The sequence below is a fragment of the Kitasatospora sp. HUAS MG31 genome (assembly GCF_040571325.1).
Classification (GTDB): Bacteria; Actinomycetota; Actinomycetes; order Streptomycetales; family Streptomycetaceae; genus Kitasatospora; species Kitasatospora camelliae.
Genome location: NZ_CP159872.1, coordinates 5,064,579 through 5,086,476 on the forward strand (window position 1 = coordinate 5,064,579; position 21,898 = coordinate 5,086,476).

Genomic DNA, 21,898 nt, shown 5'->3' on the forward strand with positions numbered 1-21,898 from the left:
TCCGGGCCGATCGCGGGTCCCCGTGAGGCCAGGTCTCGGGTTCCCGTGAGGCCGGGCGCACATGGCCGGGGACGGCGCGCGGAACCGAGTTCCGCGCCTCCGGGGCGGGCGTCGAGCACATGGTCGATGATGGTCGGATGCGAGTGAGGATCCGGGCGCCGAGGCCCGCCGACGAGCCGATGTACGCCGAGGCAGTCCGTCGTTCCGCCGAGCACATCGGCCGCTGGAACCCGGTCGAGCCGGACGGCCTGCCGGACCTGCTGGACCGTCAGGGCGTCGGTCTGCGTACCTTCCTCATCGAGGACCTCGAAACCGGCGGCCTGGTCGGCAAGTGCAACGTGGCCAACATCGTCATGGGCCGCTTCCGCAACGGCGCCCTGGGCTACGACTCCTACCTGCCGTTCGCCGGTACGGGCCGGATGACCGAGGGCATGCGCCTGGTCATCGACCGCTGCTTCGCCGACCCGGCCGACGGCGGGATCGGCCTGCACCGGCTGGAGATCAACGTGCAGCCCGACAACGACCGCTCGATCGCCCTCGCGCGCCGGCTCGGCTTCCGGCACGAGGGCTTCACCCCGCGGATGCTCTTCCTGGACGGAGCCTGGCGCGACCACGAGCGGTTCGCCCTCACCGCGGAGGAGTGGACCCCGCTGATCCCGGAGTAGTCCCGGCGTGATCGCCGAGTGATCGCGGAGTGGTCCCGGACTGGTCCCGGGCTGGCTCCGGACTGGTTCCGGCGTGAGCGGCCGAGTCGATCGGTGACGGGCCGGAGCCCCGCCCCCTCGTGAGGGGCGCGGGGCTCTTCGCCGGTCCGGACCGGCCGTACGACGGGATCGGACCGCCCGTCCGATCGGGTCAGCGGGGCTGTTCGGTCAGCGGGGCTGTTCGGCCACCACGTACCGGAAGACGTTGACCATCCGCACGGAGCCGTCCGCCTGGACGTACGGATGCAGCGCCTCCTCCAGCTCCTTGCCGACCAGCGCCTGCCCCGCGTCCTCGATCGCGGTCTCGTACAGCCCGGTGGAGAGCATCCCGCGGACCGCCGAATCCAGGTCCACGTAGGCGAACGGGCAGCCGACCCGGCCGCTGCCGGCCGGGCGGAGTCCGGCGGCCAGCAGCAGCTCCTCCAGGGCGCCGGGCCCGCTCAGGGCGAACGGACCGTCAGCCGGCGGGCGGGCGGCCCGGCGGCGCGCGACGTCCAGGACGGGCGCGCTCTCGCAGCGCTCCGGCGGCCCCCAGGTGGCCAGGACCACCTGTCCGCCGCGGAGCGCCAGCCCGGCGGCCTCGGCGACCAGTTCGCCCGGCCGGGTGCTGTAGGGGAGCTGCTCGAAAACCGTCACCAGCGAATGCGCCGCCCGGGGGACGCCGTACGCCGAACGGGGGGCACCCGCCGCGGCCGCCACCTGCAGCCCCCGCCCCTGGGCGAGCTCCCTCAGCTCCGGCTCCGGCTCCACCCCCGCGACCTGCGCGCCGCGCTCGGCCGCCAGCAGCAGGGCCAGCCCCGACCGGCAGCCGAGACCCAGCAGGCTGGTGGCCGGTCCGACCTCCAGTCGCTGGTATACGGCCTGGTAGAGCGGTACGAGCATCCGTTCCTGGATCTCCGCCCAGTCACGCGCCCGGCCGTGCGACCCCGCCGTTGCCCGCGCCCGCGTGCGCTGCGCCGTGGTGCCGGTCACCTGCGCTGAAGCCATCGCGGCCTCCCATCCGGTCCTCTTGCTGACTCATCCGCGTCGACAGCCGTGCTCCCCCCGTTCGTTCCGCCCCGCTACCAGCGAACAGCGGGTCGGGCCCGGCGTCCAGAGGGGTGCGGGCAGGTATCCGTGCGCCGCGGGTGTGCGCCCCGGTGTGTGCGCGGGTGGACGGATTCACAGTCGGTGCCCCACTCCCCGTACCATCTGCCCCATGGCTAAGGCACCCGTTCTCACCCCTCAGGCGGAAGACTTCCCGCGCTGGTACCAGGACCTCATCAACAAGGCCGAGCTGGCCGACAACGGTCCGGTGCGCGGCACCATGGTCATCCGACCGTACGGCTACAGCCTGTGGGAGCGGATGCAGCAGGAGATGGACGCGCGGATCAAGAAGGCCGGCGCCCAGAACGCGTACTTCCCGATGTTCATCCCGCAGTCCTACCTGACCAAGGAGGCGGAGCACGTCGAGGGCTTCGCCCCCGAGCTCGCGGTGGTCACCCACGGCGGCGGCAAGGAGCTGGAGGAGCCGGTCGTCGTCCGGCCGACCTCCGAGACGATCATCAACGAGTACTTCTCCAAGTGGGTGCAGAGCCACCGCGACCTGCCCCTGCTGATCAACCAGTGGGCCAACGTGGTCCGGTGGGAGCTCCGCCCGCGCGTCTTCCTGCGCACCACCGAGTTCCTCTGGCAGGAGGGCCACACCGCCCACGCCACGTACGAGGACGCCCGGGACTACGCCTCGCGCATCCACACCGACGTGTACGGCGACTTCATGACCAACGTGCTGGGCATCGACGTGGTGCTCGGCCGGAAGACCGCCAAGGAGCGCTTCGCCGGCGCCATCAACACCCTCACCCTCGAGGGCATGATGGGCGACGGCAAGGCCCTGCAGATGGGCACCAGCCACGAGCTGGGCCAGAACTTCGCCAAGGCGTTCAACACCACGTTCCTGTCCGGCGACTCGGCGCGCGAGCACGTCTGGCAGACCTCGTGGGGCGTCTCGACCCGCATGGTCGGCGGCCTGATCATGTCGCACGGCGACGACAACGGCCTGCGCGTCCCGCCGCGGCTGGCGGCCGTCCAGGCCGTGGTCCTGGCCATCAAGGGCGACGACGCGGTGCTGGCCAAGGTCCGCGAGATCGGCGCCAAGCTGGAGGAGGCCGGGGTCCGCGTGGTGGTCGACGACCGCACCGACACCCCGTTCGGCCGCCGCGCCGTCGACTGGGAGCTCAAGGGCGTCCCGGTCCGCATCGAGGTCGGCCCGCGCGACCTGGAGAACGGCACCGCGATGCTGGTCCGCCGGATCGCCGGCGGCAAGGAGCCGGTGGCCTCCGACGCCCTGGCCACCCTGGTGCCCACGATCCTGGAGGAGGACCAGGCGCTGCTGCTGCGCCAGTCCCGCGAGCGCCGCGAGGCCCGCACGGTCGAGGTCACGAGCCTCGACGAGGCCGTCGAGGCCGCCGCGACCGGCTGGGGCCGGATCTCCTGGGCCGACCTCGGCCCGGAGGGCGAGGCCAAGCTGGCCGAGCAGGGCGTCTCGGTGCGCTGCATCGTCGCCGCGGACGGCTCGGTGCCGGCCACCGACGACCAGGCCGGGAACGTCGCGATCGTCGCCCGCGCGTACTGACGTACCGGGGCGTACTGGGGCTCCGGGTGCCGGGTATCCGGCGCCTCGGGGCTCCGGCCGGGGCCCGGTGAGCCGCCGCTACGGTGAGCCGGCCGGGGACGGTGCGGGTGTACGGGTGGCGCGTGGTGCGTCGGCGTTCCGGGGGCTCGCCGAGGGTGATCCGTCGGTGGTCCGCGGCGATCCGGTGGTGATCCGGGGGCGTTCGAAAAGTCCGGCGCGATATTCACGGACGTCTTTTCGAGACTACTCACCGGTCAACTCCCGATGGTGCGAAACTAGCGGTACGGTATACGGCCCGTGGCCCTGTCAATTTTCGACGGGCGCGGGCCGTCCGCCTTGGGGATGTTGGGCTCCTGGGCGGTTGCCGTGAGCCCGTCGGGCTTCCGAAGGGCCCAGAGTTGTAGGGGGTTGGTCTTGCGTCAGATCCGAGCAGTGCAATTCGCGCACAGCGGTGCATTCCTGAGAGTTCGCTGGGAATTCCCGGCGAACGGGAACTCGCGGAACATCGGCTCTCTTCACATCGTTGGTACAGCGTGAGCACGACACAGCCCCTCGTCCTGGCGGCCGAACTGGCCGCCGCCTGGAGCGACATCCAGGCCTTCCACCAGGACCTCCCCGACCTCGCCTCGCCCGAGGCGCTGATCGGCGAGTCCTCCTCGGCCTGTGGCACGCGGCTCGATTTCGAGCGGCTGCTGCACGAGGCCGCCCACGGGCTGGCCGCCGCCCGCGAGATCCGCGACACCTCGCGGGCCGGGCGCTACCACAACCGCCGCTTCCTGCTGCTCGCCTCCGAGCTGGGCCTGGCCCACCCGGTCGAGCCGCATGCCAGCAGCGGGTTCTCGCAGGTGACCATGCTGGGCGAGACCCGGGAGCGGTACACCGAGACGATCGAGCGGCTCGACCGGGCGCTCGGCGCGCACCAGCTGGCCGTGGCCGGCGACGGTGCCAACCGGCCGTTCCGCGGTCCGGCGGCCCGGCACGGATCCTCCGGCGGAGGAGTCCGGGTGAAGGCGGTCTGCGGCTGCGGGCGGAACGTCCGAGTCGTGCCGTCCGTCCTCGCCCAGGCGTCCATCGTGTGCGGTGCGTGCCAGCAGCCGTTCCGGATCGCCTGACCGACCCGCTGTTGCGTGCCCCGCGCCGCGGGGCGATCCCGCACCGCAGGTCCGCGGCCGTGTCGCGCCGGTGCCGACGGCGGCCGCAGTGGTGGCAGGAGTGACGGCTCTACCGGGGGCGGGGGCCCTCGGTCGGGCCGACCTGACCGGTTGGTCGGGTACGGGCGACGGCCCGGGTGGGTCCGGGCGGTGGTCCGGGCGGGTACGCGCGCTGGTCCGGGCGGGTGTGGGCGACCGTCCGGGTGGGCGGGGGCGCAGGCTCGGCCTGGCGTGGATGGCGGCGCTGCCCGGTGTGTGAGGTGGCCCGGCCTGGCGTGGATGCCGGCACAGTCGGGTGCGGGAGAGTCGACCCGGCCCATGTGGCAGAATGGATGGCTGAGTACTCGGCAGCCGAGCAGGACCCCTCTCTCCTACGGCTGGCGTGTCCCTTGAACGGCCCGCCCCGCAACCCCACGCGGTGGAAGTGGCCGCTCACCCACGTCAACACCAGGAGAATCCACTCCCGTGGCAGTCAAGATCAAGCTGAAGCGTCTCGGCAAGATTCGCTCCCCGCACTACCGCATCGTCGTCGCCGACTCCCGCACCAAGCGTGACGGTCGTGCGATCGAGGAGATCGGCATCTACCAGCCGACCTACAACCCCTCGAAGATCGAGGTCGACAGCGACCGCGCCCAGTACTGGCTGTCCGTCGGCGCCCAGCCGACCGAGCCGGTGCTCGCCATCCTGAAGCTGACCGGCGACTGGCAGAAGTTCAAGGGCCTGCCGGCTCCGGCGCCGCTGAAGGTCGCGGAGCCCAAGGTCGAGGACTTCTCGCACCTGTTCGCGAAGGCCGTCGCCGGCTTCGAGGACGCCACCACCGGTGTCGCCATCACCCCGAAGGCCAAGAAGTCGGACAAGGCTGACGAGGCCGAGGCCGCTTCCACCGAGGCCTGATCGTGATCGAGGAAGCCCTCGACCACCTGGTGAAGGGCATCGTCGAGCACCCGGACGAGGTGCAGGTCCGTTCGCGCAACCTGCGCCGGGGCCACACCATCGAGGTCCGGGTGCACCCCGATGACCTCGGCAAGGTGATCGGCCGCGGCGGCCGTACGGCACGCGCTCTGCGCACCGTGGTCGGCGCCCTCGGCGGTCGCAACGTTCGGGTCGACCTGGTCGACGTGGACAGCATCCGCTGACGCACGCACGACCCATCAGGATCCAGGGACCGGCCGGGACGCATTCGTCCCGGCCGGTCCTTTGCTTTGGGCTCCTGCCGTGGGCCGCCGGTCCGTCGTGGCCGGTCGGATCCGTCAGGGCCTGTCGGGCCCGGCGCGAGCCCGCTTCGGCGGGGCGGCCCGCCCGGCGGCTCGGCCCGTCCGCGGCCGGCTCGGCCCCTCCCACCCCGTCCTTCCGCACGATTCCCAGGAGAGCGATCACCGTGCAGCTCGTCGTCGGCAAGATCGGCCGTGCCCACGGCATCAAGGGCGACGTCAGCGTCGAGGTCCGTACCGACGAGCCGGAACTCCGGCTCGGTCCCGGAGCCGTCCTGATGACCGACCCGGCCTCGGCCGGCCCGCTGACCGTCGAATCCGGCCGGGTCCACAGCGGACGGCTGCTGCTCCGCTTCGCCGGGGTCAAGGACCGCAACGGCGCCGAGGCGCTGCGCGGCACCCTGCTGATCTCCGAGGTCGACCCGGAGGAGCGGCCCGAGGACCCGGAGGAGTACTACGACCACCAGCTGATCGGGCTGGACGTGGTCCTCGCCGACGGCACCCCGGTCGGCGAGCTGACCGAGGTGATCCACCTGCCGTACCAGGACCTGCTCACCGTCCGGAAGGCCGACGGCACGGAGGTGCTGGTGCCCTTCGTCAGCCAGATCGTGCCCACCGTCGACCTGGAGAACCAGCGTGCCGTGATCACCCCGCCGCCGGGCCTGATCGACCCCGCGGACGCTCTGGTGGCGGGCTCCCACGAGGCGGGCTCCGGTGACTCCGGCGCTGGTGACTCGGGTTCCAGTGACTCGGGTTCCAGTGACTCGGGCTCCGCCGAGGAGCGGGACGGCGAGCCGGAGGGGGACGGCGCGTGAGCGAGATGCGGATCGACGTCGTCACGATCTTCCCCGAGTACCTGGAGCCGCTGAACGTCTCGCTGGTCGGCAAGGCTCGCGCGCGCGGCCAGCTCGACGTGCACCTGCACGACCTCCGCTCCTGGACCACCGATGTGCACCGCACCGTGGACGACACCCCGTACGGCGGTGGCCCGGGCATGGTGATGAAGCCGGAGCCCTGGGGCGCGGCGCTGGACGCCGTGGTCGCCGCCGGGCCCGAGGGCGAGGTGCCGACGCTGGTCGTGCCGACGCCCAGCGGGCGCCCGTTCACCCAGGAGCTGGCCCAGGAACTGGCCGGCCGCCCCTGGCTGGCCTTCGCGCCCGCGCGGTACGAGGGCATCGACCGCCGGGTGATCGAGGAGGCCGCGACCCGGATGCCGGTGGTCGAGGCGTCCATCGGCGATTACGTGCTGGCCGGCGGTGAGGTCGCGGTCCTGGTGATGGTCGAGGCCATCGCCCGGCTGCTGCCAGGTGTGCTCGGGAACGCCGAGTCTCACCGCGACGACTCCTTCGCCCCTGGTGCCATGGCCGACCTGCTGGAGGGCCCGGTGTACACCAAGCCCGCCGAGTGGCGCGGTCGCGAGGTGCCCGAGGTGCTGCTCAGCGGTCACCACGGCAAGATCGCGCAGTGGCGGCGGGAGCAGGCCTTCGCCCGGACCCTCGCCCACCGCCCCGACCTGGTCGCCCGCTGGCAGCGTGACGCGTTCACCAAGAAGGAGCGCGAGGCGCTGAGCGTCCTCGGCCTGGCCTGGGACGCGGAACTGGGCCGATTTCGGACCACGGCCGAGGCTGTGGAAGAATAGGCGACTGCTGTCTGCCGTTGGGCGCCCCCGGGCGCTACGTGGCCCGGTGCCCCCGCCACGGGGGGATCACCGCCAGCCGATGCGGCCCGCAGTACATCCCATTGAGACGATTTCCGTGGGCGGCCCGTGGCGCCTGCGATGGAGAGCAACATGAGCAACAAGCTCGCTGCTGTCGACGCGGCCTCGCTGCGTACCGACATCCCGGCCTTCCGTCCCGGTGACACCCTGAAGGTCCACGTCCGCGTCATCGAGGGCAACCGCTCTCGTGTCCAGGTCTTCCAGGGCGTCGTCATCCGCCGCCACGGCGCCGGTATCGGCGAGACCTTCACCGTTCGCAAGGTCAGCTTCAACGTCGGCGTCGAGCGCACCTTCCCGGTGCACACCCCGGTCGTCGAGAAGATCGAGGTCGTGACCCGCGGTGCGGTCCGCCGCGCCAAGCTGTACTACCTCCGTGACCTGCGCGGCAAGGCTGCGAAGATCAAGGAGAAGCGCGACAACTGATCGCGCGCATGCTCGGCGGGGGGTCGGCCCTACCTCACCTTTAAGGTGCTGAGGATAAGCTCCACCCGATGAGCACGTACGAACCAGTCGCGGACCGCGACGGCAATCCCGTATCCACGGATCCGGAAGCGCCGTCGCGGTCCGCGGTCGTTTCCACATCCGGGCGGGAGCGCGGGGCGGGGGGCGGCATGGTCGACGCGGTTCACGTGGACGGCTCGGACGATGATGATAAGGACGGCTCGGACGGTACGGGGCCGACCGGTGGCGGCGACGGGGGGAGACCGGCCGCTGCCGTAGGTGGCGGATCGGTCGACGGTGATCTCGACGGCATCGACGACGGCGATGGCGACAGCCGTAGGCCGGTCGACGGTGACGCTGACGGTACGACGCCCGGGCGGACGAGCGGGTCGGCGGCGCCCGGGTGGTGGCGGGGGCGAGGGCTGTCGCGGGACCTCCCGTTGCTGGTCGGCGTGTGTCTGCTGGCGCTGCTGGTGGTGAACGCCTTCGTGGCGCGCCCCTTCGCCGTGCCCTCGGGCTCGATGGAGAACACCTTGAAGCCCGGCGACCGGCTGGTGGCCGACCGGCTGGCGTACGCCTTCGGGGACACGGTTCAGCGGGGCGATGTCGTGGTCTTCGACGGGACGGGCTCCTTCCTTCCGTACGCGGCCGAGCCCTCCGGGCCGCGGCACTGGCTGTCCGAGGTCGGCCTGGCGCCGGCCGGGGACACGGTCTTCGTGAAGCGGGTGATCGGTGTGGGCGGTGACCGGGTCACCTGCTGCGACTCCTCCGGGCGGATCACCGTGAACGGGATGCCCCTGGACGAGACGGCGTACCTTTTCCCCGGGGACGCGCCGTCGGCCGTCCGCTTCGACGTGGTGGTGCGCAAGGGGGAACTGTGGGTGATGGGCGACCACCGCAGCCAGTCCCGCGATTCGCGGGAGCATCTCGGTGAGCCGGGCGGTGGGACCGTGCCGGAGGACAAGGTGATCGGACGTGCCGACTGGGTGGTCTTCCCGGTCGGCCGGTGGGGCTCGTTGGAGCGGCCCGCGGCCTTCGCCTCGATCGAGGGGACTGGTGGCCATGGGAACGCGCGGTAAGGGCCGGACGGTCGAGCCACCGAGCCGATACGACGGAGCGGTGGACGAGTCGGCGGGTCCGATCCGGGGGCGTGCCGACCGCCGGCGGACGGCCAAGCGGGCCGCCCGCCGTAGGCGCCGCTCGCTGCTGCGCGAGATACCCATGATCGCCGTGGTGGCCGTGGTGATCGCGGTGGTGCTGAAGACCTTCCTGGTCCAGGTCTTCGTCATTCCCTCAGGATCGATGGAGCAGACGATCCAGATCGGCGACCGGGTGCTGGTGGACAAGTTCACCCCCTGGTTCGGTGCCGAGCCGAAGCGCGGCCAGGTGGTCGTGTTCAAGGACCCGGGTGGTTGGCTGGAGACGGACCACAAACCCTCCACCGACGGGCCCGTCATGAAGCAGGCGAAATCGCTGCTCTCACACGCCGGTCTGCTGCCCTCCGACGACGAGCGGGACCTGATCAAGCGCGTGATCGGAGTGCCCGGCGACACCGTCCAGTGCTGCGACGACAACGGGAAGCTGACCCTCAACGGGAGCCCGGTGGACGAGCCCTATGTGGCGCCCGGCAACGCCCCGTCGCGGCAGCCGTTCACGATCCGGGTACCGGCCGGGCGGCTGTGGGTGATGGGCGACCACCGCGACCTCTCCGCGGACTCCCGGTTCCACATGGCGGATCCGGGTGAGGGAACCATCCCGATCTCGAACGTGGTGGGACACGCGTTCGTCATCGCCTGGCCGCTGCCGCGGGCCGGTCAACTCGAGGTGCCGGGTTCACTCTCCTCGTTGTCGGCGGGCCCGGCGGCCTCGGGACTGGGAATTGATCCGCGATCGGGGGCCGCCAGGCCGGATCCTGCGGAACCTCCGCTCGTTATGGGTGTGTTGGGCGTCCTGCCCGTCCTTGTACGGTGGCGGCGGGGTCGGCCCGACGAGGACGGACCGCAGGCGGATCGGCCAGCCCACCGTGTGGGAGCCCGGGCACGCTGAGCAGGAGTGATAGAGAGAGTCCTGGAGACGTCTCCAGGGACTGCGCCGGTGTCAGGAGTGCCTGTCACGGGCAAGCCCTGAGGCGGGCCAACGGTCGATTCCGGAGTGTGGGTGCCCGCTGAGCGGCACCGGTGAGTGCGGGCGGGCAGACGTCCGCACAGCAGGGAGGAGTGGTTGTGGGGGATCTGGTGATCGGTGCCCGCTCGGGCACCCCGGAGCCCGAGGGAACGGGTGCGGCCCCGGAAGAGAAGGATGAGGGCGTGGACAGCGCGGGCACGGAACCGACCGAGCCGACCGGGTCGACGGAGTCGACCGAGAGGGGCGGCGACGGTACTGACCGTACTCAGGACAACCCCAAGGCCGCGAAGCAGCGCTCCTTCTGGAAGGAACTGCCGATCCTGATCGGCATCGCGCTGATCCTGGCCCTGGTCATCAAGACCTTCTTCGTGCAGGCCTTCTCCATCCCCTCCGGGTCGATGGAGAACACCCTGCGGGTCGGTGACCGCGTCCTGGTGGACAAGCTGACCCCCTGGTTCGGCTCCGAGCCGGAGCGCGGCGAGGTGGTGGTCTTCCGGGATCCGGGCGGCTGGCTGGACGGCGAGCCGACCCAGCGCAGCGACAGCGCCTTCGTGCGCGGTGTGCAGGACGTGTTCAGCTTCATCGGCCTGATGCCGTCCAGCGACGAGAAGGACCTGATCAAGCGCGTCATCGCGGTCGGCGGCGACACGGTCGAGTGCCAGGGCAGCGGGCCGGTGAAGGTGAACGGCGTCGCGCTCGACGAGCCGTACATCTACCCGGGCGACACCCCGTGCGGACAGAAGCCGTTCGGCCCGGTCAAGGTCCCCGAGGGGCGGATCTGGGTGATGGGCGACCACCGCGGCAACTCCCTCGACTCCCGCTACCACCAGGACCAGCCGGGCGGCGGCACCGTGCCGGCGGGCAACGTGGTCGGCCGGGCGTTCGTGGTGGCGTGGCCGATCGGCGACTGGGCGACCCTGCCGGTGCCGGACACCTTCGACCAGAAGGGCCTGTCGTCCGCCGCGTCGCTCGTCCCGACCGCGCCCGCGTTGGCGGGGGCGGCCGGTGCGCTGCCGGTGGTCTGGCTGCTGCGCCGTCGGCGGGACTGAGGGCCTCACGGCAGACGTGCGGGGCGGGGCCGGTCGCTCTGGGTTCGGTCCGGAACATCCGGGCCGGGCCGGGGTGATCCGGCCGGCGCCGCACGGTGATCGTCCGGCCGTACCGGAAGTGGATCCGACGGCCCCTTGGACGGATGATTCGCGGACGAGTCTTGCGCGGGCCGTGGTACCGGCGAGTAATCTGCTCGCATGTGCCGCGGCCCGTCGGCTTTCTCCCACGGGTGGGGCCTGCCGCCCCTGCTGGGGTCGCAGCGTCGGCGGGACACCGCCCGGCGTGGGCGGCCCGGTGCTGGCACGGCGCCCCGGACCGGAGGGCGAGCCGATCGAGAAGGGCCGGATGCGATGAGCGGTGTCACGGACCGGAGCACCCCGGCGGGCCCGAGCGCCGCTGCGGCCACGGGTACTGCCGGGGGTCGGAGCACCTCCGCGGCCGTCCCCGCCCAGGCCGCGCCGGGTGGGAGCGCCGGACCGCGGAAGCCGCGGCGGAGCGTGGCCTCGGTGGTCCAGGGAGTGGTGATCGCGCTCGGCTTCGTGCTGCTGATCGCCGGCTTCGTGCTGGTCGCCGTCGACTACCGGCCGTACCGCATCCCCACCAATTCGATGAGCCCCACCATCGAGGTCGGGGACACCGTGCTGGCCAGGAAGGCCGACGGAGGGTCGATCGGCCGTGGTGACGTGGTGGTGTTCAAGGACGAGACCTGGGGCACCGGCGAGATGGTCAAGCGTGTCGTCGCCGTCGGCGGCGACACGGTGGCCTGCTGCGATGAGCAGGGCAGGCTCACCGTCAACGGCACGCCCGTCGACGAGCCCTACATCGACCGGAAGGTCGGGCAGAGTGCCGCGTTCAACACCACCGTGCCGACCGGGCGGCTCTTCCTGCTCGGAGACTTCCGGCTGAACTCGCTGGACTCCCGCAGCCACCTGGAACTCGCCGGGGGCACGGTCCCGGAGAGCGGCGTGGTGGCCCGCGTCGAGGCCACCGTGCTGCCGATCGGCCGGGCCGGAGTCCATGACCGCGTCACCGCCTTCGACGCCGTCGGCGGCCGGACGGCGCACGGGCCGGGCCTGCTCGAACCCGCCGTCCAGGCGTCCGTGTCCGGAGCAGCGCTGATCGTGCTGGCCTCGGCCGCGGGCTGGCTGGTGTCCCTGGTCCGCCTGGTGCGCCGGAGGTTCGCCTGACCGGGCGGGGGCGGCGGCCGAGCGGCGGCGGAGCGTGGCGGGCCGCCGGCGGAGACCGGCCGACCAGCGGTGGAGTGCCGCCGGCACGAGGTGGAGAACCGCCCAGCGGAGGAGGGAGAGGATCCCGATGAGGGCCGAACGGCGCCGCGCGGTCCGCGTCCTGCTGCTGGACGGGCAGGACCGGATCCTCCTGCTGCACGGATTCGACCCGGCAGTTCCGGGGGTCACCTGGTGGATCACCCCGGGGGGTGGCCTGGAGCCGGGCGAGTCCGACGAGGCCGCGGCCCGCCGCGAGGTGGCCGAGGAGATCGGGCTGACCGACTTCGAGCTCGGCCCGGTGGTGGCGTACAACACGACGTCCTTCTCCTTCCGGGGACGGGACTACGAGCAGGACCAGTCGTTCCACCTGGCCCGCGCGACCACGGGGACCGCGCTGAAGCTGGCCGCGGCCGAGGCCGAGGAGCACGCGCTCTTCCTCGCGGCACGCTGGTGGACACCGCCGGAGTTGCGGGCCACGGACGAGACCGTCTACCCGGAGGGCCTGGCCGGGCTGATCGAGCGAGTGCTGGCGGATGGTCCGCCAGTCCCACCGGTACGGCTCTGACGGCCGGTGCCGTGGTCCACAATGGGGTGGACGTGACGAGTGAGGGGACGCTTGGAATGAGTGCCGAAGACCTCGAGAAGTACGAGACCGAGATGGAGCTCAAGCTCTACCGGGAGTACCGGGATGTCGTCGGCCTGTTCAAGTACGTGATCGAGACCGAGCGACGCTTCTACCTGACGAACGACTACGAGCTGCAGGTGCACTCGGTCCAGGGCGAGGTGTTCTTCGAGGTGTCGATGGCGGACGCCTGGGTCTGGGACATGTACCGGCCGGCCCGGTTCGTCCGGAAGGTCAGAGTGCTGACGTTCAAGGACGTCAACATCGAGGAGCTGGCGAAGAGCGACCTGGAGCTGCCCTCCGACGACGCCTCCTTCGGGAACTGACGGGCGGCTCCTGCACGAACCGGCAGGTCACCGACGCGCCGACGCCTCCCGGGCCACCGAGATTGGTCGCCCAGGCTCGGCCCTGTCCAGACCTGAACCGGATTTGTCACTCGTGTGAGTGACTCAGGTTATCCACAGGCCCGAGTTATCCACAGGAAACCGGCTCCCTCTGGTGCCGCCGCAGCGCACACGGCAACCTCCCGGCCCGGAGGTGATTGCCGTGCAGACTCCCAAGAAGAGTTCCAACAACGGCCTCGGCCGCTACGGCGAGGAGGTCGCCGCCCGCCGGCTCGTCGAGCGCGGGCTGTGCATCCTGGAGCGCAACTGGCGCTGCGCCGAGGGCGAGCTGGACATCGTCGCGCTCGACGGGGACACCCTCGCGGTCTGCGAGGTCAAAACGAGGTCCGAGCGGGGCTTCCAGCAGCCCGCCGAGGCCATCGGCCAGGTCAAGGCCGACCGGCTGCGCCGCCTGGCCGAGCGCTGGCTCGACGAACGCTGGCCGGTGCACTTCGCCCAGCTCGCTGACGCGGTCCACCAGGCCCACGGCAGCGATCCGCCCACCGAGGACCGGCCGGACGCGGCACCGCCCCCGCCCGGCGGGGTGCGGATCGACCTGGTCGCCGTGGTCAACCGGCTCAAGGGCGCCGCCCTCGTCGAGCACCTCCGAGGGGCGGTCTGAGATGGCCTTCGCCCGTACCTGCTCGGTGGCCCTGATCGGTGTCGACGGCGTCGTGGTCGAGGTCCAGGCCGACCTCGAACCCGGGGTCGCCGCCTTCACCCTGGTCGGCCTGCCCGACAAGGCCCTCTCCGAAGCCCGCGACCGGGTCCGCGCCGCCGTGGTCAACAGCGGCGAGAAGTGGCCGCAGCGCAAACTCACCGTGGGCCTCAGCCCCGCCTCCGTCCCCAAGAGCGGAAGCGGCTACGACCTGGCGGTCGCCTGCGCCGTCCTCGCCGCCGCCGAACGCCTCGAACCGGCATCGATCGCCGGGCTGCTCATCATCGGGGAGCTCGGGCTGGACGGCCGGGTCCGCCCGGTCCGGGGCATCCTGCCCGCCGTGCTCGCGGCCGCCGACGCCGGCTATCGCGACGTGGTGGTCGCCGAGCAGACCGCCGCCGAGGCGGCCCTGGTGCCCGGCATCTCCGTCCTCGGCGTCCGCAGCCTCCGCCAGCTCATCGCCATCCTCACCAACGCCGAGGTGCCGGACGAGCCGCCGGACCTGACCGGCGGCCGCCCCGACCCGCTCGTCGCCGGACTGATGCTCCCCGGCGTCGGGGTCCGCGACCTCGCCGGGCGGGAGGGGAAGCCGCCCGACCTCGCCGACGTGGCCGGCCAGTACGAAGCCCGGCAAGCCCTGGAGATCGCCGCGGCGGGCGGCCATCACCTCTACCTCAAGGGACCGCCCGGAGCCGGGAAGACCATGCTCGCCGAACGGCTGCCCGCCCTGCTGCCGCCGCTCACCTCGGCCGAGGCGCTGGAGGTCACCGCGGTGCACTCGGTCGCCGGACTGCTGCCGCCCGGCCGGCCCCTGATCGACACCCCGCCGTACTGCGCCCCGCACCATTCCACGACGATGCCCGCCATCGTCGGCGGCGGCAGTGGACTGCCCCGGCCGGGCGCGGTCTCCCTGGCCCACCGGGGCGTCCTCTTCCTGGACGAGGCGCCCGAGTTCCCGGTCCGGGTCCTGGACGCGCTGCGGCAACCGCTGGAGTCGGGGGAGGTGACGATCGCCCGCTCGGCGGGTTCGATGCGGCTGCCCGCCCGGTTCCTGCTGTGCCTGGCCGCCAACCCGTGCCCGTGCGGACGGTTCTCGATCCGGGGCGAGAACTGCGAGTGCACGCCGGTGATGGTCAACCGGTACCAGGCCAGACTCTCCGGGCCGCTGCTCGACCGGGTCGACCTCCAGGTCCAGGTCGCGGCGGTCACCCGGGCCGAGCTGATGGCCCAGGACACGGCAGCCGAGACCACGGCGACCGTGGCCGCCCGCGTCCTCGCCGCCCGGCAGCGGGCCGCCACCCGCCTGGCCGACACCCCGTGGCGGACCAACGCTGAGGTCCCCGGCCACGAACTGCGGACACGCTGGCGGCTCGCCCCCGGAGCCCTGGACGACGCCGAACGGGACTTGGAACGAGGCCTGCTGACCGCCCGCGGCCTGGACCGGGTGCTGCGGGTCGCCTGGACGGTCTCCGACCTCCTCGGCCGCGACAGCCCCGGCCGGGCCGAGGTGTGGACCGCGCTCACCCTGCGCACCGGAGTCCACCGCGGGTTGCCTCCGATGGACCGGATCGTCCACCGGCCGCGCGACAGCGAGGCCCTCATCGGCGGCGGACGGTGACACGGAACGCGGTCCAGCCCGCGCCACGGGTTCGAGGCCCCATGGTCCGGGCGTCGACGCCGCACACCGATGCCCGTGCGCCGGTGGCCACGCGCCGATGCCGCGAACCGACGCCCGCACATGGCGGCGCCGGCCGCGCCGACCATCGGGTCCGCGAGCCTGATCGACCTTCACGATCGACCTTCACGGAGGTGACGATGAACCCCGGCCAGGGACAGGCAGCACAGCCCACGACGGTCGAGCCCGACAGGCTCGACCCGGAACGCCGAGCAAGGGTGGCACTCACCCGGCTCATCGAGCCCGGTGACGCCACGGTCGGGAGGTGCGTCGCCAAGCTCGGCGCCGCCCACCTGGTCGAGGCCATCCGGCGGGATGCCGTCCCCGAGGGACTCGGCCTCGAAGGCGAGCGGTTGGCGGTCTACCGTGAACGGCTCACTGCCGTCGACCCCGAGGCGGAGGTGGAGCGGGCACGAACCCAAGGCGGACGATTCGTCATTCCGGGCGATCCCGAGTGGCCCTCCCAGCTGGACGACCTCGGGGACGGCCGCCCGGTCGGACTCTGGGTACGGGGTGTCGGCTCGCTGCGCCTGCTCGCGCTGCGCTCGGTCGCGGTGGTCGGTGCGCGCGCCTGCACGCCGTACGGCGCGTACGTCGCCTCCGAGCTGTCCTCCCAACTCGCCGAGCGCGGCTGGGTGGTGGTCTCCGGCGCCGCGTACGGGATCGATGCGGCCGCCCACCGCGGCGCCCTGGCGGTGGGCGGCACCACGGTCGGGGTGCTCGCCTGCGGAGTCGACGTCACCTACCCGCCCGGGAACGCCGGCCTGATCGGCCGGATCGCCCAACAAGGAATCCTGCTCAGCGAGTTGCCGCCCGGCTCGCACCCGAACCGGTTCCGATTCGTCCTGCGCAACCGGGTTATCGCCGCCCTGACGAGGGGCACGGTGGTGGTCGAGGCGGCGCTGCGGAGCGGTGCGCTGAGCACCGCCCGGCGCGCCCGGGACCTGAACCGGCACACCATGGGTGTGGCGGGCCCGGTGACCTCCGAACTCTCGGCCGGAGTGCACGCGCTCATCCGCGGCGGGGCCACCCTGGTCACGGACGCGGCCGAGGTCGGCGAACTCATCGGGTCCATCGGGGACGACCTGGCACCGCGTCGCTCCGGCCCCGTCCTGCCCAGGGACCTGCTGGAGCCGGCCGTGGCCCGCGTCCTGGAGGCCGTGCCGGCCAGCGCCGACGGCGCGCCCGTCGAGCGGATCGGCCGACACGCCGGGCTGCTGGCGGACACCACGCTCCAGCACCTCTACGAGCTCGGCGCGCTTGGTTTCGTCGAACGGCACGGCGCCCACTGGAGGTTGGTGCGGAGACGTTGATGCGCTGATCAGCCCGCTGTGTCTCCGCCGGTGCGGTGGATCCCGGCGGCGACACGGGTGGGCGCGCCGAGGCGAGGAGGAGATTCCCGAAGGGAAGGGGTCGTGATGACCTGAAATCGAGCGGGTGCGTCGGGCGGCCGGCCAGGTCGGTCGGGGGTGTGCCGAAAGGGAGTTGATGGCCGAAGGGTCGGCATCTGCCGAGCGGTGGGGCGCGTGTCCGTATGGCGCGCCCGTCCAATTCGGACGCCACTGGATCGGGGGACGACCGAGTGGCGGTAGCACAATGCAGCCACTCGGTCACGCTACGCTCCCTGATGGCTTCCCTATCAGCACATGACTCGGCAGAACGGCGCAGACCAACGCATGCCCACACACATTCCCGGACACCGGGTGACCGGTGACGCCCGGTCGCCGGAAGGGCCGGGCGCCGAGAGCCGCTTCACAGCGGAGATCCAGCCGAAGGCGCCGGCCGTCATGGGGCTCGCCCGGCGGGTGGCTCGCCCTGCCGGGGCTCGACACCCTGTCGCCGGCAGTGAGATCGAGACCCCGGGCGTTGATGCAGACGCGAGCGCTCCCGTCGAGGCCGAGGAGGCGGGTGCACCCCACGACTGTCCGGGAAAGTCCAAGAACGGAGGCGCTCAGGGAGCGGCAGCGTCTGCGAAGGAGGCCGGCAAACGCCTGCTGCCGCCAGGTGCCCGGGACTCCAGCGCGCTGCCCGGCGGGACGGCAGGCACGCCGCCTGCGGACAGTGCGACGACGGCGAAGGGCGCTACGGTCGGCGCCGCCCGGCTGCGCCCGAGCCAGCGGCCGAGCCCCGGGCATCGCGCCGCCACGGAAGCCGACGCCCCGGCGGAGCGCGCGACCGGCCCCGAGCGTCGGGCCGAGCCTGAGGCTGCGCTCGGGCCTCAGCGGCCGGCCGTCCCCGAGCGCCGGGCCACCCCGACACACCCCACCGCCACCGAGCATGCCGAGCGCACGGAGCGCAGGGAGCGAACAGAGCCTGCGGAGCGTACAGAGCCTGCGGAGAGTGCGGACCGCACAGAGCGTGCGGAACGTGCGGAGCACCCTTCCACCAGTCGACAGGTGCCCGCCGACCGCGCGGCGGCGACGGAACCCGCAGCGGCGCCGCCCGACCGCTCCGCCCTGGAGAAGCTCTGGCGCTCGTACAAGGAGACCGGGGAAGCCCGGCTCCGCGAGCAACTGATCCTCCACTACTCGCCGCTGGTCAAGTACGTCGCGGGCCGGGTCAGCGTCGGCCTGCCCGCCAACGTCGAGCAGGCCGACTTCGTCTCCTCCGGGGTGTTCGGACTGATCGACGCGATCGAGAAGTTCGACGTCGACCGCGCGATCAAGTTCGAGACCTACGCGATCAGCCGGATCCGTGGCGCGATCATCGACGAGCTGCGCGCCCTCGACTGGATCCCGAGATCCGTCCGGCAGAAGGCGAAGGCCGTCGAACGCACCTACGCCACGCTGGAGGCGCGGCTGCGCCGCACGCCGCACGAGCCCGAGGTCGCGGCGGAGATGGGCATCACGCTGGAGGACCTTCACGCGATCTTCAGTCAGCTCTCCCTGGCCAACGTGGTGGCGCTGGACGAGTTGCTGCACCCCGCCGGCGACGGCGGCGACCGGCTCAGCCTTGTGGACACCCTGGAGGACACCGGCGCGGACAACCCGGTGGAGGTCGCGGAGGACCGCGAGCTGCGCCGACTGCTCGCCACGGCGGTCAACACGCTGCCGGAGCGGGAGAAGATGGTGGTGACGCTCTACTACTACGAGGGTTTGACCCTCGCCGAGATCGGCCAGGTCCTCGGCGTCACCGAGAGCCGTGTCAGCCAGATCCACACCAAGTCGGTCCTTCAGCTCCGGGCCAAGCTGTCCGACGTGAGGTGACGTCTCGCAGTGATGGCCCTGCGGTGGCGCTCTTCCCCTTCCCGCAAGGCGTACTGGCCGCTCTCCCCTTCACGCGGGGGTGTACCGGCCCGTCGGCACGCCGTTCCAGCGGGAACCGATCGCGTTCGCTGCCGGGCGCGGGTAAGGCTCCGTACAGTGGGACCGTGCCGAAGATCCGGGCGGCCACCGTGGCCGAGCATCGCCAGTTGCAGCGGGCAGCACTGCTCGACGCTGCCCGCACCCTGTTGACCGAGGGCGGCCGGGACGCGCTGACCTTCCCCGCCCTCGCCGCCCGGACCGGTATGGCGCGCTCCTCGGTGTACGAGTATTTCCGGTCGCGCGCGGCCGTGGTGGAGGAGCTCTGTGCGGCGGACTTCCCGCTCTGGGCCGCCGAGATCGAGGCCGGCATGGCCGCCTGCGCCACCGCCGCCGGACGGATCGAGGCGTACGTCCGCGGGCAGCTCGCGCTGGCGGCCGACCCGCGGCACCGTGCGGTGGTCGCCATCTCCGAGCTGGAACTGGACGCCGCAGCCCGGGAACGGATCCGCGCCGCGCACAGCGGACTGATCGCCCTGCTGGTCCAGGCGCTGGAGGAGCTCGGTCACGAGCAGCCGCGACTGGCGGCCTCGCTGCTCCAGGGTGTGGTGGAGGCGGCGGTCCGCCAGAGCGAGCGCGCTCCGTCGGCGTGCGGGGCGGGGACGGCCGGAGCCGTTGGCACCTGCGCCGCCGTACCGGACGGGAGTGGAGCAGAACCCGGCGGCACGCACCCGGACAGCGAGGCGGTGGCGGACGCCGCCGTGGCCCTGGCCCTGTACGGGCTGACCCGGGGCGTGACGGCGGCCGAACACGGTACGCCCCCGCCCCCGCCCCCGCCCCGCCCCTGACCGGGGCGACGAGGGGCGGTGACCCTCAGGGCTCGCCGGATCCGACCGGACCCTTGGTATCTAAGGGGAGCAGACGGGCCCGCCCGGTTCCGAGCAGGGCGAGCGGGTCGAGGTACCGGCGTCCGCGGAGCAGCCCCCAGTGCAGGCAGCCGTCGGCACAGTGGCCGACGCCCGGCGCGATCTCGCCGATGACCTGGCCCGCCGCGACGGCCGTACCGACCGGCACGGATCCCGCCACCGGGAGGTAGGTGGTCCGGAGCGGAGGGGTGCCGGAACCGGGGTGGGTGACCGTCACCACCGGCCGTCCCGCGACGACCCCTGAGAAGGTGACCACGCCCGGAGCCGCCGCCCGTACCGGAGTGCCGGGGCCTGCGGCGAGGTCCACTCCGCGGTGCCCGGCCGCCCACCGGGCCGGCGGCGGGTCGAAGCGTGCTCCGAGTCCCGACCGATCACCCACCGGCCAGGCCCGTCCACGGTGGAACCCGGCCCCGCCCGCCAGCACATCCGCCTCCGTCGGCGCGAGGCCACCGGCTCGCGTCACCACCCCAAGCGTCACCGCCTCAGCCGTCACCGCCCCGACCGTCACCGCCCCGACCGTCACCGCCCCGACCGTCACCGCCCCAACCATCACCCCACCCGTCTCTGCCCCACCCGACACCTTCCCGGCCGACCCGCCCGGCAACTCCACCGCCCGCGCGGGCGGCGGTAACACCGTCGTCAGCGTGGCGGTCAGGACGGCGGCGGCGAGCAGGACCCGCCGCCGGAGGTCGGGCGGTACCGGCGGCGGGGGAGCGGTCAGGGCGGGCAGGGCAGGTAGGGCAGGAACGGGGGACACGAGGAGTGCGGCCATGGCGCCGAGGCTGCCCCGCCCCCTGACGTCCGGCCAGACCCGCCCCGATTCCTGTGGACAAACCCCGCCTGTGGAAAACAGCGATCCCCCACACGGGTGTACCGCGCGCTGTACCGCCCGGTGTGCCGCTCAGAGGCGAGCGTCCCCGCGCGCCGCCACCCCCCACCCCGGCGTCTCCCTTCACCACCCACCACCCCCATCACCCGCACCGCGCTCAGCGGTCGGAGTCGCCCGCCACTCGGGCCTTCCCGTACACTTCACACGCGACCCGGTCCACCGGGTCGACTTCGCACGCCCTGCCACCGGTGGAGCGGCCTCCCGTGAGGGACTCGCCGCGGCCCGGTGCGAGTGCTGCTCGGTCCGCCGAGCCCGTGCCGGCCCAGTGCCGCGCGGGTGGAGGTGGAACGGCACGTCAGGGGCGTCAGGCGTGCTGGCCACCCGGCCGGCACGGAACAACCGAGAGCCCCGGCACCCCGGGCTGCACAGCGCGGCGCGTCGGGCGAAACCCTGAGGAGCACGGCCATGGCCGTCGTCACGATGCGGGAGCTGCTGGAGAGCGGCGTCCACTTCGGTCACCAGACCCGTCGTTGGAACCCGAAGATGAAGCGTTTCATCTTCACGGAGCGCAACGGCATCTACATCATCGACCTCCTGCAGTCGCTGAACTACATCGACCGCGCCTTCGAGTTCGTCAAGGAGACCGTTGCCCACGGCGGCAGCATCCTCTTCGTCGGCACCAAGAAGCAGGCCCAGGAGGCCATCGCCGAGCAGGCCGCGCGCGTGGGCATGCCCTACGTCAACCAGCGCTGGCTCGGCGGCATGCTGACCAACTTCTCGACCGTCTACAAGCGTCTGCAGCGCCTCAAGGAGCTCGGCGAGATCGACTTCACGGATGTGGCCGGCTCCGGCCTCACCAAGAAGGAGCTCCTGGTCCTCCAGCGCGAGTACGACAAGCTGGAGAAGACCCTCGGCGGTATCCGCGACATGCAGCGCGTTCCCAGCGCCGTCTGGATCGTGGACACCAAGAAGGAGCACATCGCGGTCGGCGAGGCCCGGAAGCTCAACATCCCGGTCGTCGCCATCCTCGACACCAACTGCGACCCCGACGAGGTCGACTACAAGATCCCGGGCAACGACGACGCGATCCGCTCCGTCACCCTGCTGACCCGCGTGATCGCCGACGCCGTCGCCGAGGGCCTGAAGTCCCGTGCCGGTGTCGCCAAGGGCGACGCGAAGGCCGAGCCGGGCGCCGACCAGCCGCTGGCCGCCTGGGAGAAGGAGATCCTCGAGGGCGAGAAGGCCGCTGAGGCCCCCGCCGCCGAGGCTCCGGCCGCCGAGGCCCCCGCTGCCGAGGCTCCGGCCGCCGAGGCCGAGCAGGCCTGACG

The 21,898-nt window shown here is 72.4% G+C and carries 22 protein-coding genes; 20 read left to right on the top strand and 2 right to left on the bottom strand.

Annotated features, from left to right (window positions below; all coding sequences use genetic code 11):
• Positions 1–137 precede the first annotated feature (137 nt).
• On the top strand, positions 138–665 hold the full coding sequence (locus ABWK59_RS22865; RefSeq protein ID WP_354642474.1) for a GNAT family N-acetyltransferase: 528 nt from the start codon (positions 138–140) through the stop codon (positions 663–665).
• 207 nt (positions 666–872) lie between these two features.
• On the opposite strand, the gene ABWK59_RS22870 is transcribed toward ABWK59_RS22865, so the two are convergent.
• Complete coding sequence (locus tag ABWK59_RS22870) at positions 873–1,691, bottom strand: class I SAM-dependent methyltransferase (protein ID WP_354642475.1); 819 nt, start codon at positions 1,689–1,691, stop codon at positions 873–875.
• 211 nt (positions 1,692–1,902) lie between these two features.
• Between ABWK59_RS22870 and proS the strand changes: the two genes are divergently transcribed.
• The 18 genes from proS (at position 1,903) to ABWK59_RS22960 (ending at position 19,663) form a co-directional block, all read left to right on the top strand.
• Entirely contained in the window at positions 1,903–3,315 is a 1,413-nt protein-coding gene (proS, locus tag ABWK59_RS22875) for a proline--tRNA ligase (protein WP_354642476.1), read from the top strand.
• Between the two features lie 533 nt (positions 3,316–3,848).
• On the top strand, positions 3,849–4,427 hold the full coding sequence (locus tag ABWK59_RS22880) for a hypothetical protein (RefSeq protein ID WP_354642477.1): 579 nt from the start codon (positions 3,849–3,851) through the stop codon (positions 4,425–4,427).
• A gap of 504 nt (positions 4,428–4,931) precedes the next feature.
• Positions 4,932–5,360, top strand: a complete 429-nt coding sequence (gene rpsP, locus ABWK59_RS22885; protein ID WP_099902879.1) for a 30S ribosomal protein S16 — start codon at positions 4,932–4,934, stop codon at positions 5,358–5,360.
• Positions 5,361–5,362: 2 nt separating this feature from the next.
• Positions 5,363–5,602, top strand: a complete 240-nt coding sequence (locus tag ABWK59_RS22890) for an RNA-binding protein (protein ID WP_043916171.1) — start codon at positions 5,363–5,365, stop codon at positions 5,600–5,602.
• A gap of 242 nt (positions 5,603–5,844) precedes the next feature.
• Entirely contained in the window at positions 5,845–6,492 is a 648-nt protein-coding gene (gene rimM / locus ABWK59_RS22895) for a ribosome maturation factor RimM (protein ID WP_354642478.1), read from the top strand.
• A 5-nt stretch (positions 6,493–6,497) separates the two neighbouring features.
• Positions 6,498–7,316, top strand: a complete 819-nt coding sequence (gene trmD / locus ABWK59_RS22900; protein WP_354645069.1) for a tRNA (guanosine(37)-N1)-methyltransferase TrmD — start codon at positions 6,498–6,500, stop codon at positions 7,314–7,316.
• 150 nt (positions 7,317–7,466) lie between these two features.
• Positions 7,467–7,817 carry a 50S ribosomal protein L19 gene (gene rplS, locus ABWK59_RS22905; protein ID WP_354642479.1) on the top strand — a complete coding sequence of 117 codons (351 nt, stop codon included), beginning with the start codon at positions 7,467–7,469 and terminating at the stop codon, positions 7,815–7,817.
• A gap of 68 nt (positions 7,818–7,885) precedes the next feature.
• On the top strand, positions 7,886–8,914 hold the full coding sequence (lepB, locus tag ABWK59_RS22910; protein ID WP_420492832.1) for a signal peptidase I: 1,029 nt from the start codon (positions 7,886–7,888) through the stop codon (positions 8,912–8,914).
• Complete coding sequence (gene lepB, locus ABWK59_RS22915; protein WP_420492833.1) at positions 8,898–9,881, top strand: signal peptidase I; 984 nt, start codon at positions 8,898–8,900, stop codon at positions 9,879–9,881. Before lepB (ABWK59_RS22910) ends, lepB (ABWK59_RS22915) begins: the two co-directional genes overlap by 17 nt.
• 185 nt (positions 9,882–10,066) lie before the next feature.
• Positions 10,067–11,008, top strand: coding sequence for a signal peptidase I (lepB, locus tag ABWK59_RS22920; RefSeq protein ID WP_420492940.1), 942 nt, complete (start codon positions 10,067–10,069; stop codon positions 11,006–11,008).
• Positions 11,009–11,515: 507 nt separating this feature from the next.
• Complete coding sequence (gene lepB, locus ABWK59_RS22925) at positions 11,516–12,196, top strand: signal peptidase I (RefSeq protein ID WP_354642482.1); 681 nt, start codon at positions 11,516–11,518, stop codon at positions 12,194–12,196.
• A gap of 127 nt (positions 12,197–12,323) precedes the next feature.
• Positions 12,324–12,800 (top strand): NUDIX hydrolase, encoded by a 477-nt coding sequence (locus ABWK59_RS22930; RefSeq protein WP_354642483.1) that lies wholly within the window; start codon positions 12,324–12,326, stop codon positions 12,798–12,800.
• A gap of 56 nt (positions 12,801–12,856) precedes the next feature.
• Positions 12,857–13,183 carry a DUF2469 domain-containing protein gene (locus ABWK59_RS22935; RefSeq protein ID WP_057232326.1) on the top strand — a complete coding sequence of 109 codons (327 nt, stop codon included), beginning with the start codon at positions 12,857–12,859 and terminating at the stop codon, positions 13,181–13,183.
• Between the two features lie 211 nt (positions 13,184–13,394).
• Entirely contained in the window at positions 13,395–13,862 is a 468-nt protein-coding gene (locus ABWK59_RS22940) for a YraN family protein (protein WP_354642484.1), read from the top strand.
• Position 13,863: 1 nt separating this feature from the next.
• A complete protein-coding gene (locus tag ABWK59_RS22945; RefSeq protein ID WP_354642485.1) occupies positions 13,864–15,516 on the top strand; it encodes a YifB family Mg chelatase-like AAA ATPase in 1,653 nt (550 codons plus the stop codon).
• A gap of 197 nt (positions 15,517–15,713) precedes the next feature.
• Positions 15,714–16,886 (top strand): DNA-processing protein DprA, encoded by a 1,173-nt coding sequence (gene dprA, locus ABWK59_RS22950; RefSeq protein ID WP_354645071.1) that lies wholly within the window; start codon positions 15,714–15,716, stop codon positions 16,884–16,886.
• A 1,083-nt stretch (positions 16,887–17,969) separates the two neighbouring features.
• Positions 17,970–18,779 carry an RNA polymerase sigma factor WhiG gene (gene whiG / locus ABWK59_RS22955; RefSeq protein WP_354642486.1) on the top strand — a complete coding sequence of 270 codons (810 nt, stop codon included), beginning with the start codon at positions 17,970–17,972 and terminating at the stop codon, positions 18,777–18,779.
• Positions 18,780–18,967: 188 nt separating this feature from the next.
• Entirely contained in the window at positions 18,968–19,663 is a 696-nt protein-coding gene (locus ABWK59_RS22960; protein ID WP_420492941.1) for a TetR/AcrR family transcriptional regulator, read from the top strand.
• 25 nt (positions 19,664–19,688) lie between these two features.
• Here ABWK59_RS22960 and ABWK59_RS22965 read toward each other — a convergent pair whose 3' ends face one another.
• Complete coding sequence (locus ABWK59_RS22965) at positions 19,689–20,513, bottom strand: M23 family metallopeptidase (protein ID WP_354642487.1); 825 nt, start codon at positions 20,511–20,513, stop codon at positions 19,689–19,691.
• 522 nt (positions 20,514–21,035) lie between these two features.
• On the opposite strand from ABWK59_RS22965, the gene rpsB reads away from it, so the two are divergent.
• Entirely contained in the window at positions 21,036–21,896 is an 861-nt protein-coding gene (gene rpsB / locus ABWK59_RS22970; protein WP_354642488.1) for a 30S ribosomal protein S2, read from the top strand.
• Positions 21,897–21,898: the final 2 nt, after the last annotated feature.